This is a genomic window from Vibrio sp. JPW-9-11-11 (assembly GCF_013369335.1).
Taxonomy (GTDB): domain Bacteria; phylum Pseudomonadota; class Gammaproteobacteria; order Enterobacterales; family Vibrionaceae; genus Vibrio.
In genome coordinates, this window is sequence record NZ_SZQJ01000001.1 from 1 (window position 1) to 16,082 (window position 16,082).

A 16,082-nucleotide genomic window follows, 5' to 3' on the forward strand; every position below is an offset into this window, starting at 1 on the left:
GCCCGGTAGCTAAGTTCGGAATCGATAAGCGCTGAAAGCATCTAAGCGCGAAGCGAGCCCTGAGATGAGTCTTCCCTGACCCCTTGAGGGTCCTAAAGGGTTGTTCGAGACTAGAACGTTGATAGGCAGGGTGTGTAAGCGTTGTGAGGCGTTGAGCTAACCTGTACTAATTGCCCGTGAGGCTTAACCATACAACACCCAAAGGGTTTTGATGGACTCAAAGCAAGAACAGATTTGAATGTGTAGAGAACACAATAACAGCTTTCCGAATTAAAGAATTTGCTTGGCGACCATAGCGATTTGGACCCACCTGATTCCATGCCGAACTCAGAAGTGAAACGAATTAGCGCCGATGGTAGTGTGGGGCTTCCCCATGTGAGAGTAGGACATCGCCAGGCTTTAAATATTGTTACCCGTAATACGTGTAATCACATCATCAGTGTACTAATCTGACGATGACAATTTGTGGAGAGATGGCTGAGTGGTTGAAAGCACCGGTCTTGAAAACCGGCATACGTTAATAGCGTATCTAGGGTTCAAATCCCTATCTCTCCGCCACTTTAAAAAAACCGCTAATTACTTAGCGGTTTTTTTTCGTCTGTAGAAAATGCTTCTGCAACATTAACTAATCTTAATCTAAGCAAAACGACCTCTTAATCCCAGCTTTAGTAACCTTGTCTCGAATAAACTGATAACGATATAGGGGACACAAGGTGAATATATTAGGGTATTTACAAAAAGTCGGTAAGGCGCTGATGGTGCCAATTGCCGTATTGCCAGCTGGCGGTTTAATGCTCGGCTTGGGCTACGCCATCGACCCTGCGGGTTGGGGTGCTAACAGTACGTTGGCAACAATACTTGTTTATGGTGGTAAAGGCATCATGGATAACCAAGCATGGTTATTCGCGGTAGGTGTTGCTTACGGTTTGGCTAAAGATAATAACGGCGCAGCGGCACTGTCTGGGCTTTTAGGCTTGCTAATCATCGAAATGATCGTGGGAAATATTGCAGTTATTTCTCAAATCACAGGGGTTCCTGTCGAGCAAATGAGTAGCTCTGAGCTTATCGCATCCAAAGCGGCGGTGAGTGCGTTTACGGGGATCATGATGGGGATAGTAGCGGCGACGCTCTATAACCGTTTCTACAATATCAAGCTTCCAGCGGCACTCGGGTTCTTTGGTGGCCGACGATTCATTCCTATTATTACCTCACTTTCGGCGATCTTCATTAGCTTAATCATGGTTTATGTATGGCCAGCGGTATATGGCTCATTGGTGAACTTTGGTATCTCCATTTCTGAGATGGGTGCAACAGGCGCGGGCCTATATGGTTTCTTCAACCGCCTACTGATCCCTGTTGGTCTTCACCATGCGTTAAACCAAGTGTTCATTTTTGACCTAGTAGGCATTAGCGATATTTCGAAATTCTGGTCTGGTACTGGTGAGCTCGGTGTCACAGGTATTTATCAAGGTGGCTTCTTCCCTGTTATGGGCTGCGGCCTACCAGCCGCGTGTTTGGCGATGTACCACTGTGCAAAACCAGAGAACAAGAAAAAAGTGGGCGGCATTTTAGGAGCATCCGCTCTTACGGCCATTCTCACTGGGGTGACAGAGCCTATTGAGTTTGCCTTCATGTTTGTCGCACCTGTGCTTTACGTCATTCATGCGATTCTAACCGCAGCATCACTTTACATTGCGGCGAGCATGCAGTGGATTGCGGGCTTTACTTTCAGTGGTGGTTTGATTGATTTCGTATTGTCGTTCAACCTTCCTCTTGCAATGAAGCCTTATATGTTGATTATTCAGGGGTTAGGTTTCGCTACTGTTTACTATGCAGTGTTCCGTTTCGCTATCATTAAGTTCGACTTAAAAACGCCGGGCCGTGAAGATGTGGATTCGGAAGACGTGGTTCAAGGCTCGACTGACGAAGTTGCCGCTCAGTACCTAAAAGCATTAGGTGGTCATGCTAACTTAACTTCCATCGACTCGTGCATTACTCGTTTAAGACTGACGATGAAAGATGTCAACATTGCTGATGAGGCGATGTTGAAAGCCATTGGTGCAATGGGGGTGGTCAAGATGGGTGAGAACAACCTTCAGGTAATTATTGGCACAGAGGCCGAATCAATTGCGCATGCGATGAAGAATATCCCAGACTCTCAAGATCTCTCTCAGGTAACGGTCCCGAGTTAATCTCTTAAACAAATAAAAAGGCCAAGCCTACTCGGTTTGGCCTTTTTTATTTGTCGGTTTGAAGTAGATTCGTGCTCTAAGCCCTGGATTATTATCTCTAAACACTAGCTTGGCATTATGTTGGCTTACTACAGCATCGACGAGCGATAGCCCTAGACCATTACCAATTTCAGTTCGACTCTCATCTGCACGATACATTGGGTTACACACAAGCAGCTTATCTTGATCAGATATTCCAACGCCATTGTCGGCGACCACTGCGCCGAAATGATCAATCACTACGCTGATTTCGCCTTCATTTGGCGTATATTTGACGGCATTTTCAATGAGGTTGAACAGAGCGCGAAAAAGCAAAGAGCGGTCTCCGACAATAATACAAGGGTGATCCTGGCGAAAGACCAGTCGCTGTTGTTTTTGCTCTGCTATTGGGCTGATAAATTCTAAGGCATCGTTGGCAACCTGGCCGAGATCAACGCTGTCTGTGGCGATAGACTGTTGACCGCTGTTCAATCGTGCAATTTCTAACATGCTGTTAAACAAAGAAAGCAGCAGTTCGAGCTCTTCGTGACAGGCAGAGAACTGGTGGTATTGATGTGAATTGAGCTCGGTTTGCGACAGAATCTCTTCAAGCCTTAGTTTTAGGCGAGCGATCGGCGTTCGCATGTCGTGTGCAAGCCCGGTGGTGAGTGACTTTAATGACGACTCATTTTGGCGAACTTGAGTGATCATATAGTTGAGATGGATGGCCAAAATATCGAATTCATCATCACGACGAGAAACATCTAAGCGCACTTCACGCTCTCCACAAAGCACTCGGTTCATTGCTTTGTTGGCCTTCTCCAAGCGTTTCAAAATAAGCACAGTGAACAGTAACGCGGCGATAAGCATGATAGCCACGGGGAGGATGATGCCGGAAAATACAATCGGAATCAGTTGTTGGCGATGTTCTTCGAGTATCTTGTCATCAAAGCCAACTTCCAGTTGGTAGCGTTCACTTAAGTTCACGCGCGCTGTGCCCGTGGGCAATTGACTCACAGGGTAAACCTGCAGGTTGCGTGTGGGGATTGGGTTCTCAATAATGCGATAAACGAAGGGAGCCGTCGATGATTGTTTGGTCTCTAATAGTCGTTGTATATCTTCTTGGCTTTGTAGCGCGGCGTATCCGAATTCCAGTAACTCATCGTTGAGCTGGCGCGTTAGCTGTTGGCGATGAAACTGCTCAGAATAGTCGTAGATTTGATGGATAGCAGCGATATTCGCCACCGAAACCAGTAAAAATAGCCCAACTAAGATTCGAAAAACCGAAGACCGTGTTAATACGTAGTTATCGACGAAGGACATACCCTGCCCCTCTTACCGTGTGGAGGAGATCGTGGCAGTCTGCCTCTTCGAGTTTTCGGCGAAGGTTGGCTATATGTACGTCGATAACATTGGTTTTTGGATCAAAGTGGTAGCTCCAGATGCTCTCAAACAATCGCATCCGAGAAACCACTTGTTCGCAATGCTCAATAAAGTACTGTATTAACTGAAACTCTTTTGGTTGAAGCAAAAGCTCTTGGCCATTACATAGGCACTTATGAGCTTTCAAATTGATGCTTAAGCAATCGTATTCAATCAGTGTTGGCTGGGAGGTGGTTCGAGTGCTTCTTCGAATAATGATATCGACACGTGCAAGTAGCTCGGCGAGCGCAAAGGGTTTGATCAAATAGTCATCACCGCCTGCTTTTAACCCATCGACACGGTCTTCCACACTGTCCATCGCGCTCAAAATCAGCACAGGCACATCGGTCTCGGTCGCTCTAACAGCCGACAGAACCTTTATGCCATCAAGGTAAGGGAGCATTCGATCTAAGATGATGAGCTGATACTCGCTGCTCAGTGCCATCATTAGCCCTTTTTTACCGTCTTCAGCTTGATCTACGTTATAGCCATGCTCTTGTAGGCCTTTAGCGATAAATTCGCGCGTTGTGGTGTCATCTTCGATTACGAGTATTTTCACGGCTACCTCCAAAAAGAACCATCGTAGTGTAACCAAAAACAGAGACTAAAAATTGAGAAAAGGTTGGCTCGCGTGACTAATGCGAGCCAAGACGATTTTAGGGGGAACTTAATTGTTCAATCGTGTGGATACTGTTGTTATGTTTATCGTTTTTATTATTGAATACCGAGGGTTGATAGAACCTTTAGGAAAGATTAAACATAGTTAATGTTAGCTGGGTTACCGGTTGTTGTAAGCAACAAAAAACCGACACTAGGTGTCGGTTTTAACTGGGTGTTGATTGAGCGTAATTTAACGTTTTGCTGCCATCTCGCGCAGGGCTTGTTTCTCCTGCTCGGAAAGGAAGGCTATCTCAAGACCGTTGATCTGAGCTTGACGAATTTGATCTTGCGTCAGACCCGCTTGCGGCGCTGCCACCTCATATTCGTATGGAAGTTCAATGCCTTCGACAGCTGGGTCGTCGGTATTGAGACATGCCAGCACGCCGTGATCTAAGAACTGTTTCAGCGGGTGGTGAGCTAACGAGTCGACCGTACTGGTCTGGAAGTTTGAGGTGAGGCACGATTCGATACCAATACCATGCTCTACGAGGTAATCCATTAGTTTCGCATCGTGAACCGCTTTGACCCCGTGACCGATACGGGTTGCACCTAGCTCTTGAATCGCTTGCCACATACTCTCCGCCCCTGCGGCTTCACCAGCATGCACCGTGACGTTCAAACCAGCATCTTTCACTTGCGCGAAGTGTTTTACAAAGCGGTCACCAGGTTGACCGAGTTCGTCGCCCGCTAAGTCGACCGCAACGATATGCTCTTTTTGGGTCAGGATGGCGTCTAGCTCTTGCTGACAAGCATCAGTACCAAACGTGCGGCTCATAATACCAATCAGGTTCGCCTTGATGCCAAAATCACGAACACCCGCCTGTACGCCATCAACCACCGCTTCGACAACACCTTCGACAGGCAATTTGTGTTTCATTGCCATGTAGTAAGGAGAAAAACGTAACTCGGCATAGTCAATTTGAGCGTTGAGTGCATCTTCAACGTTCTCATACGCGACGCGGCGACAAGCGTCTAAATCACCAAGAACCGCAACGCCCCAATCTAGCTTAGATAGGAAGGCAACAAGTGAAGGCTCTGCTTCGACGATTTGAACATGTGGGGTTAATGACTCAACATCGTAGGCGGGTAGAGCGACACCAAATTTTTGTCCCAGCTCCAAAATCGTTTGTGTGCGGATATTGCCATCAAGGTGGCGGTGTAAATCTGTTAGTGGAAGGTTCTTGGTTATCATTATCGTCGTTCCGGTTAAGTCAATTGTGCTAAGTATAAGAATCAATAGCAGAAGTGTCAGTAGAGTAAGCACATAAAACCAACCATAAATGCTGGTTTTTATTTCATGTTAACCAAATTTGTTGGCCATTCTTGATAAGGGACGGGGCGACCATAGAGGAACCCTTGACCAAGCGGGCACTCGAGTTGTACCAGCATTTTAGCTTGCTCGGCGGTTTCAATACCTTCTGCCACAATGTCAACTTTCATACTCCGGGTCATATTGATGATCGCGGCGACAATCGAGGTGTCTAAATTATCGGCAGATAACTTATTGACGAACGTGCGATCGACTTTCAGGCAGCTAAACGGTAGCTTGTGTAAATAGGCTAATGAGCTATAACCCGTCCCGAAATCATCGATGGCAATATGCACGCCTAAGTTACGAATTGCCTGCATGTTCTCGAGCGTGATGGGATCGTTATCGACGATGCGAGATTCGGTGATCTCTAACGTGAGGTTATCTGGACTGAGTTGTGACTCGTCGAGTATTCGTTTTAAGGTGTCGATAAAGTCTGGTTGAGAGAGCTGCTTAACCGACAAGTTAACGTGCATATGGAAGTCTTGGGACCATTTGCCCTCTTGGATACCTTGAACCGTATCTTTACACGCTTGGCACAAAATAGTTTCACCTATCGCTCCAATCAATCCACTCTCTTCTGCAATGGGAATAAATTCGACCGGTGGCGTTAATCCTGACGTTGGGGAGAGCCAGCGAGCAAGGGCCTCGGCGCCAATGATTTCACCACTGTTTAGGTCGACAAGAGGTTGATAAAATGGGATGAACTCATCACGCTCTAGCGCGTCCTTAATTTTAGCTTGCATCAAGGTTCGTTTTCGCGATACATCCGCCATTTCGGGGCGGTAATAGCTGATGCTTGTCACTTCATGTTTGGCGTTGCTAAGGGCAATGCTGCCGTTACGTAGCCATTGAGTCATGTTGGTGGCAGGTCCCTCTTCAACAACGCCTATGCTGACACTGACCACGACACTGTCGCCCTCCATCGGAAAGGGAGCGGCAAACATCTGTAAGAGACGATTTGCGATGACGATGGACTCTTCATGGTTTTGAGTCTGCGGTAAGTAAATGGCAAATTCATCGCCACCAATCCGTGCTAAGTAGTCTTGCTCGCTAAACAGAGCTTGGAGGCGTTGAGATATGATAGACAGCAGTTGATCGCCTTGGTAATGACCTAAGCTGTCGTTGATATCACGGAATTTGTTGATACCGATAATGAGCAGTGTTCCATCTAACATTGGCAGCTTATCGCAGGTATCAATCAATCCTTCGCGGCTATAAAGCTTGGTCAAGGAGTCGTAGAGCAGTTGTGAACGCAGCGCTTTGAATGAGACTTTAAGGTTATTGGCCATTTCATTAAATGCATAGACCAATAAACTGGTCTCATAGATACCGCCGGGCTTCGGCATGTGGCTTTCCCAATCACCTTTTGCAAGCCGCTTTGCGGCCGCGGCAGTTGAAGTAATCGGCGCAACGACTCGGTTGAAAGCGACTAAACCCAACAAGATGCCAACAAAACTGGCAATAACGCCAATGATCCAACTGTTGCGCTGCGTTTCGGGTACGTTACCGAGCAAGTTCGATTCAGAAATCGCCACGCCGATATACCACTTTAAGCCGTGGCTATCGATGTAAGGCGTTAAATGATTGAAATAACGTTCATTATTGATGGTCAACGTAAAACGTTGAGTTTGATTTTGTTGATAAAGATTGTGGTCAGTATTGTACTTGGCATGAGCTTTAATGACGGGATTATCGCTTTCAATCGCCAATAACCGATCGCCTTTTTTACTTAATGCGGTCCCCCACGAAACCACGCTGCCTGACGTAGAGTGGGCCACAAGACGTTGTTTATCATCGACAAGATAGAGCGTTGCGCTGGTTTTACGCTGTTGGTTGCGCAGAAAAGTGTTGAAGGTGTCGATCTTAATGTCCGTGACAACAACCCCCTGAAAATTTTGTGAATAAAACACAGGCGTGAGCGCAGAGAGCGTGATTTCCTGACGTTCATCGGCATTGGCATAGATAGAGGACCACATAGGGGTAAGTGCTTGAGCCACTGGCGCGTACCAAGGGCGAATACGTGGGTCGTAGCCGTCGATCACTGAACGCACATCCTCACTGACCACTTGCCCGCGATAAATCACCAGACGATTATCCGTTCTTTGGTCTTGTACCATTAAGGTGTAGCCACTATTGGGTTCTTTACGAAAGCCGACGTACTCGGCCCCTTCACCGCCAAAGCCGATAACGTCGAGTTGAGGTATGGTGTGGTATAGATTGCGAAATGAGGTGAGAAGGTATTGCTCAATAGCAGTGGTATCACCACGCTGGTACAAGCGGTTAAAGCCAATTGAGTGGCTGAGCGCTAGGCTCGCTTGAAATGGTTCTTCCAGAAAGCGGCCGAGCTCGAGGTTGACGTTGTCGGACAGTGCGGACAATTGCTTATCACTGATGTCGACAACCATCTCTTCGTAGTTATTTTTCTGTACCGTGACAATGATGCCGATAGTAAAGATAAATATCAGTACAAAGGGCAACACAACGGCTGTTCTTAGTGTAATTTGCGTCGTCGCTGGCATCACTTCTTCAATAAATACGCGAGGGGTATCTATATATCTTAATAAAACTCAGCCAGTTTGCTGATATTTTTTAGCGGTTAATCCCTAATTTTTAATAATTTTTTAACCTTGTCGTCAAATTTGTATTTAACCGCTTGCCGTGGGTCAATAAAGTTCTTTTAGCTTTCTAGTCAATGTGTTACGACCCCAGCCTAGTACTTTGGCTGCGTCCTGTTTATGACCATTGGTATGCTCTAAGGCGGCTTCAAGCAAGATTCGCTCGAACTCGGGTAAGGCAAAAGAGAGCAACTCAGTATCCCCTTGAGATAGGGCATGGCGTGCCCAGCCCGACAGTTGTTGCTGCCATGAGCCGCCCGTCATTGTCTGATTGTGGCTTTTCTCCTCCAGTAGTTCACTGGGAAGATCGCTGGGTAGCACCTCGCTCCCACTAGCCATCACGGTTAACCAGCGACAAATGTTTTCGAGTTGACGAACATTGCCTGGCCAGTTGAGTCGATTCAGTGTTTCTACCGTGCTCGGATGGAGTGTTTTGACATCGACGCCCAGCTCTTCAGAGGCTAGGGCCAAGAAGTGCAACGTCAGTTTTTCAATGTCTTGTTTGCGCTCACGCAACGCGGGTATTTGGATACGAATGACATTGAGGCGATGAAACAAGTCTTCACGGAACTTACCTTTGTGGACCAACTCTTCAAGATTTTGGTGGGTTGCAGCCACAATACGTACGTCCACTTTGATCGGGGAGTGTCCGCCGACGCGATAGAATTGGCCGTCGGCCAGAACACGCAATAGACGCGTCTGAATATCCAGTGGCATGTCACCGATCTCATCCAGAAACAGTGTGCCGCCATTGGCTTGCTCGAAGCGGCCCTGGCGAACATTGTTCGCGCCAGTGAAAGCCCCTTTTTCATGACCGAACAGTTCGGATTCGATGAGGTCTTTAGGGATTGCGGCCATGTTGAGGGCAATAAAAGGATTACTCGCCCGCGGGCTATGCCGATGCAGTGCGTGTGCAACCAGCTCTTTACCGGTACCTGATTCGCCGTTGATCAACACGGAAATGGATGAACGAGACAGCCGGCCGATGGCGCGAAATACTTCTTGCATCGCTGGCGCTTCACCGATGATCTCTGGCGGTGTGTAACTGTCATCACTTAGCGACGCTTGCTCTTGTTTTTGCTCATGACGGTGGGCAATCGCTCTTTCGACCAGCGTTAAAGTTTCATCCACATCAAACGGTTTCGGCAAGTACTCAAACGCGCCTTTTTGGTACGCATTGACCGCGGCGTCTAAGTCTGAGTGGGCGGTCATGATAATGACAGGTAAGTCTGGTGAGCGTTGATGTACTTGCTTGAGTAGCTCAATGCCGTCAATTCCAGGCATACGGATATCGGACACCAGCACATCGGGTGTTTCTCGCTCCAGAGCCATCAGTACGCTTTCTGCGTCGGCAAAAGTTTCACACTTGATGTTCGCTGAAGAGAGGGTCTTCTCCATTACCCAGCGGATCGAGCTGTCGTCATCCACGACCCAAACGTATCCTTTACTCATAAATTGATTTCCTTACAGCAATGCCACTAACTTTGAATCGGTAAATAAATAGTAAATGTTGTGCGACCAGGCCAGCTTTCTACGTCTATTTTGCCTTGGTGTTGGTCAATCAGGTTTTGGGCAATAGAAAGACCTAAGCCCGTTCCTCCCTCACGGCCGCTGACCATGGGGTAAAAAAGAGTGTCTTGAAGGTCGATTGGAATGCCCGGACCGTTATCGATGATCTCAATTCTCGCCGCGAGTTTGCAGCGCTGGCCATGAATATTGGCTTGATGCACTGTTCTGGTGCGAAGCGTAATTTGACCATCGGTTTGTTGCTTGAGAATTTGCCCAGCATTACTGACGATGTTCAGCAGTGCTTGCTCGATTTGATCCGCGTCCATAATGATATCAGGCAGGCTTGGGTCATAATCGCGATCAATAGCAACGCTTTGGTTGGCTTCTAAGTCGACCAACTGGCGAATCTTTTCGAGAATGAGGTGTAAATTGGCGGGCTGCTTCTTGCCCGGTTTTTGTGGCCCTAATAAACGATCGACCAGTGCCCGTAGTCGGTCCGCTTGTTCGATAATGATTTGGGTATACTCGCCCAAACTTGCGTCAGGCAAAGCCCGCTCCAATAGCTGCGCCGCACCGCGTAACCCGCCGAGTGGATTCTTTATTTCGTGGGCCAGGCCGCGAACTAATAGCTTTGCGGCTTGTTGTTGGGCGTGTTGGTTGAGCTCTTGCGATAAGCGACGCTGTTGCCCAATTTTACGCATCTCCACCAACAGCATCAGCTCTTTGTTCCACGAGATCGGGCTGACCGTAACTTCTAACATCAGTGGCTTACCGTCGACGACAAAGGTAACGTCGCTATCGGTAATGCTCTGGCCACTCTGTAGAGGCTGAGACAGCAATGCCAAGTCCATGGAAGCGTGTTGAATCAGGTTCGATAGGGGATGGTCGACGATACGTTTAGCGCTCTGGGAAAACAGTTGTTCTGCTGATGGATTGGCGTAACGTACTTGCAGCGATTCGTTCATGATCAGAATCGCGGTCACTTGATGATTTAAGATGATATCGTTGAGCTTGCTATCCACTGCTTTACCCTTTCCTTGACCCCGAACTGTGCAACGCACCATTTTGGTGCGCGTGGACATTCAAGTATGGCGCATCACCGCTGATAACTGAAGGTAAAACCTCGCTAAGCTGTGCGTTAACGCTGTTTGTTTCACCGAAATAGCCACTTCTTGCAGTAAATGCACCGTAATAGGTTGTGATAATGCAATAAGCTTGCCGTATTGATTCTTTCGATTGAGTAAAAACAAAAAGGCTCGCCTACAAGAGGCGAGCCCAATTATCTATCTACCAGTTATGCAACTAGTATTACATCGGCGCACGATTACACTGAGTAGTACAGTTCAAACTCAAGTGGGTGAGTTGTCATGTTGACTTTCTCTACGTCTTGAGACTTAAGGTCGATGTAAGAGTCGATAAAGTCGTCAGAGAACACGCCGCCAGACGTTAGGAACTCACGGTCTGCATCTAGACACTCTAGCGCTTCTTTCAGAGAGTAAGCCACTGTTGGGATTTCAGCTGCTTCTTCTGCAGGAAGGTCGTAAAGGTCTTTATCCATTGCTTCGCCTGGGTGGATCTTGTTCTTGATGCCGTCAAGACCAGCCATAAGCATTGCAGCGAAACATAGGTATGGGTTTGCTGATGGGTCACCGAAGCGCAGCTCGATACGACGTGCTTTAGGGCTTGGTACCACAGGGATACGGATAGAAGCACTGCGGTTACGTGCAGAGTAAGCAAGCATAACAGGTGCTTCGAAGCCTGGGACAAGACGCTTGTACGAGTTAGTCGATGCGTTAGCGAATGCGTTGATCGCTTTAGCGTGTTTGATGATACCACCGATGTAGTGAAGCGCCATTTCAGATAGGCCGCCGTACTTGTCACCAGCAAATAGGTTAACACCGTCTTTGGCTAGAGATTGGTGAACGTGCATACCGCTGCCGTTGTCACCAACTAGGGGCTTAGGCATGAATGTCGCTGTTTTACCAAATGCGTGAGCAACGTTGTGTACCACGTACTTGTAAACCTGAATTTCGTCCGCTTTCGCCGTTAGAGTGTTGAAGCGAGTTGCGATTTCGTTCTGACCTGCAGTCGCCACTTCGTGGTGATGCGCTTCTACCACTTGGCCCATCTCTTCTAGGATTAGACACATTGCAGAACGGATATCTTGTGAAGAATCAACAGGTGCGACTGGGAAGTAACCGCCTTTAACGCCAGGGCGGTGACCTTTGTTACCACCTTCGATGTCAGAACCTGTGTTCCAAGCGGCTTCGATGTCGTCGATCTTGAAGAAAGAACCAGACATGTCAGTGGCGAATTTCACATCGTCAAATAGGAAGAACTCTGGCTCTGGACCCACTAGTACGGTATCCGCGATACCTGTTGAACGTAGGTAATCTTCTGCGCGTTTAGCGATAGAGCGAGGGTCACGGTCGTAGCCTTGCATTGTTGCAGGCTCTAGGATGTCACAACGAACGTTTAGCGTTGCGTCTTCTGTGAATGGGTCAAGAACAGCAGATGATGCATCCGGCATCATTACCATGTCAGATTCGTTGATCCCTTTCCAGCCAGCAACTGATGAACCATCAAACATCTTACCTTCTTCAAAGAAGTCTGCGTCAACTTGGTGAGCAGGAATCGATACGTGCTGCTCTTTACCTTTTGTATCTGTAAAACGTAGGTCAACAAACTTAACTTCGTTTTCTTGGATCAGCGATAGAACGTTTTCTACTGACATCTTGGATAACCTCCAGTGTTGTTAAAGCGGTTTTGCTTGGTGCTCGTGTTGAGTCCAGCATTGATTAATTACATTGCAAACTTATTAATCGATGCTGATATAAATAAAAGCTAAAACCATGCCAAAAAAATTAATCCATTAATTTCAATAAATTAGCGGGGTAAGTATTAAAATGGTGCATGCGTTTGCACCAAAATGATCTTTGTTTGCACATTAATGGTGCAATTTAATGGTTGCACCAAGAGTAAACAAACGAGCGTCTCCATTCAGCCTAGATTTGGCCTTTATGTCAATCGGGATTTCCCCACACTCGCCGCACTATTGCGTTCAATCAAAAAATATCTCGCGATATGAGGCGAATCAGATCACATATTTCTGGGTTTTTCGCTAAAATCTGGTACATTATGGCCGTTTTTTTAATCAAGTAAGTACGTGGACAACACCAACAGTGTGTGATCGGCGTGCTTCTGCCTATTCGAGCGAATCAAATCCATGGCTACTCCACAGATTGATAAATTAAGAAATATCGCGATCATCGCGCACGTTGACCACGGTAAAACAACACTGGTTGATAAACTACTACAGCAATCAGGTACGTTAGAGTCTCGCGGTGAAGCTGAAGAGCGAGTCATGGACTCAAACGATATCGAGAAAGAGCGCGGAATTACCATTCTTGCTAAGAACACAGCAATCAACTGGAATGATTACCGCATCAACATCGTAGATACTCCAGGACACGCCGACTTCGGTGGTGAAGTAGAACGTATCATGTCGATGGTTGACTCAGTACTACTTATCGTTGACGCAGTTGATGGCCCAATGCCACAAACGCGCTTCGTAACGCAAAAAGCCTTTGCTCATGGCCTAAAACCAATCGTTGTTATCAACAAGATTGACCGCCCAGGCGCGCGTCCTGACTGGGTGATGGACCAAGTCTTCGACCTATTTGATAACTTAGGTGCTACTGACGAACAGTTAGACTTTAAAGTGGTTTACGCTTCAGCATTGAACGGTTGGGCTTCTCTAGAAGAAGGCGAAACTGGCGAAGACATGGAACCACTATTCCAAACGATCGTTGAAGAAGTCACCGCCCCACAAGTTGACCTAGATGGTCCGCTACAGATGCAAGTGTCTCAGTTAGACTACAGCTCTTACGTAGGCGTTATCGGTGTTGCGCGTGTCACTCGTGGTTCTGTTAAGCCGAACCAGCAAGTCACGGTTATTGGTGCTGACGGTAAAACTCGTAACGGTAAAGTGGGCACGGTAATGGGCTACCTTGGCCTAGAGCGTCACGAAGTTGAGCAAGCGAACGCAGGTGACATCATCGCCATTACAGGTCTTGGTGAGCTTAAAATCTCAGACACCATCTGTGCACAAAACGCAGTAGAAGCGTTACCACCGCTGTCTGTTGATGAACCAACCGTAACCATGACGTTCCAAGTAAACACCTCTCCATTCGCGGGTAAAGAAGGTAAGTTCGTGACTTCACGTAACATCCTTGAGCGTTTAGAGAAGGAACTGGTACACAACGTTGCACTTCGCGTTGAGCAAACAGACGATCCAGACAAATTCCGCGTATCAGGTCGTGGTGAGCTTCACCTATCTATCCTGATCGAAAACATGCGTCGTGAAGGCTTCGAGCTTGCAGTATCGCGTCCAGAAGTAATCATCAAAGAAGAAGATGGTCAGCTATTGGAACCATTCGAAACGGTAACTATCGACGTGATGGAAGAGCACCAAGGCGGCATCATGGAGAACATCGGCCTACGTAAAGGTGAGCTAAAAGACATGTCTCCAGATGGCAAAGGCCGTGTACGTATGGACTTCGAAATGCCATCTCGTGGTCTGATCGGTTTCCAAACGGAATTCATGACACTGACTTCAGGTTCTGGACTTCTATACCATACATTTGATCGCTACGCGCCACATAAAGGCGGTAATATTGGTCAACGTGTTAACGGTGTACTGATCGCGAACGCGATGGGTAAAGCGCTCACTAACGCGCTGTTTAACCTCCAAGAACGTGGTCGCCTATTTATCGGGCATGGTGTGGAAGTTTACGAAGGTATGGTTATCGGTATTCACAGCCGTGATAACGACCTAACGGTAAACGCACTGAAAGGTAAGCAGCTCACTAACGTTCGTGCATCAGGTACCGATGACGCACAGGTTCTTACGCCGCCAATCAAGATGACGCTTGAGCAAGCACTCGAGTTCATCGATGATGACGAACTAGTAGAAGTAACCCCTGAAAGCATCCGTATCCGTAAGAAGTTCCTGACGGAAAGCGATCGTAAACGCGCGTCTCGCTCGGCGAAGTAATTTTCAGCGATAGCGAAATAGCATAAAAAAGCCCCGAGTTCCGCTCGGGGCTTTTGTGTTTGTAGAGAGGAAAGGTATGCAGCCAATTATTATTACCGGTGGTCCGGGAGCAGGGAAAACGACGTTACTAAACGCACTGGGTGAGCAGGGGTATGCGACGTTTGCTGAAAGCTCTCGAACCTTGATTGAACAGCAAAGCCAGTTGGATAACGGTATCTTACCTTGGACTAATCTTCCTCAATTCGCCAACTTATGCCTTGATCTAATGGGCAAGCAAAAACGAGCAGCGCTGAAGTATTCGGTCGCCTTCGTTGACCGAGCGATTGCAGACATTGTGGGCTATTTGAAAGTGGCGGGTTGTGAAATCCCGTCAAGGTTTGTCACACAAAGCGCTGGCTATCATCCGAAGGTGTTCTTTTGCCGTCCAGAGCAATCTGTCTATGTTCAGGATCAAGTGCGGCCACACAGCTTTGAAGAAGCGTTAGAGATACATCAGGTTCTAGTCGAGACTTACACTGAGTTAGGGTACCAAGTGGTCGAGGTGCCATGGTCGAGCGTGGCGGAAAGAGTGGCGTTTGTTGCCAACGCGTTGGCACTTCACCATCAGGCGGCAAACTAACACCTCCTCGCGAGGAGGAGGTATATCCCATTATTTTTGGCTCAGTTGGTGCAAAAATTTGTCGGATTCTGCAATCGCAGCATTCATTTGCGTAATCGCGAACTGAATATCTTGCTCTAGGTTAGTAAACTCACCTTGTAGAGCACCAATCGCGCTAGCGTTGAGGTTATGCTTCAAATAGAGCGTGTTATCACGCAGCGTGTTGAGTACTGGCGTCATCTTATCTTCAGCACGTTTCATTGCTGACAGCATGGTTTTGTATGAGCGCTGGGTCTCGTTAAGTTTTTGTTCGCTGGCGCGACGCAGTTTACTACTGGTGTATAGCTCAAGTTCGTCTTGCCATTCAGCGAACAGGGCGTCGGAGACATCTTCAATCGCGGCGATACGGTCACTCACATCTTGCGCGGCTTTTTCGCTATCTTGATACTTGTCATTGATTTGGTTGTACACCGTTTCAAGCTCACCACCGTCAAAGTTGGTCAGTGCGGAAAGGGCTTCTAAAGCACTGGTGAACTCTTGCTGGGCGTCTTGCTGAGATTGCTTAGCGTCTTCGACGCGATCCACCATGATGTCACGTTTGTGATAGCCTACTTGCTCCATTGCAGAGTAATAAGCGGATTGACACCCTGTTAGGGTAAAAATCGACAATACAAACACCAGTAAGTACGGCATGATGGGA

Annotated in this window: 11 protein-coding genes, 1 tRNA gene and 2 rRNA genes; 6 read left to right on the plus strand and 8 right to left on the minus strand. The window is 47.5% G+C overall.

Annotation, left to right across the window (positions count from 1 at the left end; genetic code table 11):
• The 4 genes from FCU94_RS00005 to nagE form a co-directional block, all read left to right on the plus strand.
• A 23S ribosomal RNA gene (locus FCU94_RS00005) occupies positions 1-191 on the plus strand; the annotation flags it as partial.
• A gap of 91 nt (positions 192-282) precedes the next feature.
• Positions 283-398, plus strand: a 5S ribosomal RNA gene (gene rrf, locus FCU94_RS00010).
• Positions 399-467: 69 nt separating this feature from the next.
• A tRNA-Ser gene (locus FCU94_RS00015) sits at positions 468-558 on the plus strand.
• A gap of 155 nt (positions 559-713) precedes the next feature.
• A complete protein-coding gene (gene nagE, locus FCU94_RS00020) occupies positions 714-2,192 on the plus strand; it encodes an N-acetylglucosamine-specific PTS transporter subunit IIBC (protein WP_176286541.1) in 1,479 nt (492 codons plus the stop codon).
• A 27-nt stretch (positions 2,193-2,219) separates the two neighbouring features.
• Here nagE and FCU94_RS00025 read toward each other — a convergent pair whose 3' ends face one another.
• The 7 genes from FCU94_RS00025 to glnA form a co-directional block, all read right to left on the minus strand.
• On the minus strand, positions 2,220-3,533 hold the full coding sequence (locus tag FCU94_RS00025) for a sensor histidine kinase (RefSeq protein WP_176286542.1): 1,314 nt from the start codon (positions 3,531-3,533) through the stop codon (positions 2,220-2,222).
• Complete coding sequence (locus tag FCU94_RS00030; RefSeq protein ID WP_176286543.1) at positions 3,517-4,191, minus strand: response regulator transcription factor; 675 nt, start codon at positions 4,189-4,191, stop codon at positions 3,517-3,519. The genes FCU94_RS00025 and FCU94_RS00030 overlap by 17 nt, the downstream gene beginning before the upstream one ends.
• Before the next feature lie 291 nt (positions 4,192-4,482).
• A complete protein-coding gene (gene add / locus FCU94_RS00035) occupies positions 4,483-5,484 on the minus strand; it encodes an adenosine deaminase (protein ID WP_176286544.1) in 1,002 nt (333 codons plus the stop codon).
• 98 nt (positions 5,485-5,582) lie between these two features.
• A complete protein-coding gene (locus FCU94_RS00040; RefSeq protein WP_176286545.1) occupies positions 5,583-8,123 on the minus strand; it encodes a bifunctional diguanylate cyclase/phosphodiesterase in 2,541 nt (846 codons plus the stop codon).
• Between the two features lie 144 nt (positions 8,124-8,267).
• A complete protein-coding gene (glnG, locus tag FCU94_RS00045; RefSeq protein ID WP_176286546.1) occupies positions 8,268-9,671 on the minus strand; it encodes a nitrogen regulation protein NR(I) in 1,404 nt (467 codons plus the stop codon).
• 26 nt (positions 9,672-9,697) lie between these two features.
• Positions 9,698-10,750 carry a nitrogen regulation protein NR(II) gene (glnL, locus tag FCU94_RS00050; RefSeq protein ID WP_176286547.1) on the minus strand — a complete coding sequence of 351 codons (1,053 nt, stop codon included), beginning with the start codon at positions 10,748-10,750 and terminating at the stop codon, positions 9,698-9,700.
• 302 nt (positions 10,751-11,052) lie between these two features.
• Positions 11,053-12,462, minus strand: a complete 1,410-nt coding sequence (glnA, locus tag FCU94_RS00055; RefSeq protein ID WP_176286548.1) for a glutamate--ammonia ligase — start codon at positions 12,460-12,462, stop codon at positions 11,053-11,055.
• A 492-nt stretch (positions 12,463-12,954) separates the two neighbouring features.
• Here glnA and typA point away from each other — a divergent pair, with 492 nt between their 5' ends.
• Positions 12,955-14,784 (plus strand): translational GTPase TypA, encoded by a 1,830-nt coding sequence (gene typA / locus FCU94_RS00060; protein ID WP_176286549.1) that lies wholly within the window; start codon positions 12,955-12,957, stop codon positions 14,782-14,784.
• 76 nt (positions 14,785-14,860) lie between these two features.
• Complete coding sequence (locus tag FCU94_RS00065; protein WP_176286550.1) at positions 14,861-15,403, plus strand: AAA family ATPase; 543 nt, start codon at positions 14,861-14,863, stop codon at positions 15,401-15,403.
• Positions 15,404-15,433: 30 nt separating this feature from the next.
• On the opposite strand, the gene FCU94_RS00070 is transcribed toward FCU94_RS00065, so the two are convergent.
• Complete coding sequence (locus tag FCU94_RS00070; protein WP_176286551.1) at positions 15,434-16,075, minus strand: DUF2959 domain-containing protein; 642 nt, start codon at positions 16,073-16,075, stop codon at positions 15,434-15,436.
• Positions 16,076-16,082: the final 7 nt, after the last annotated feature.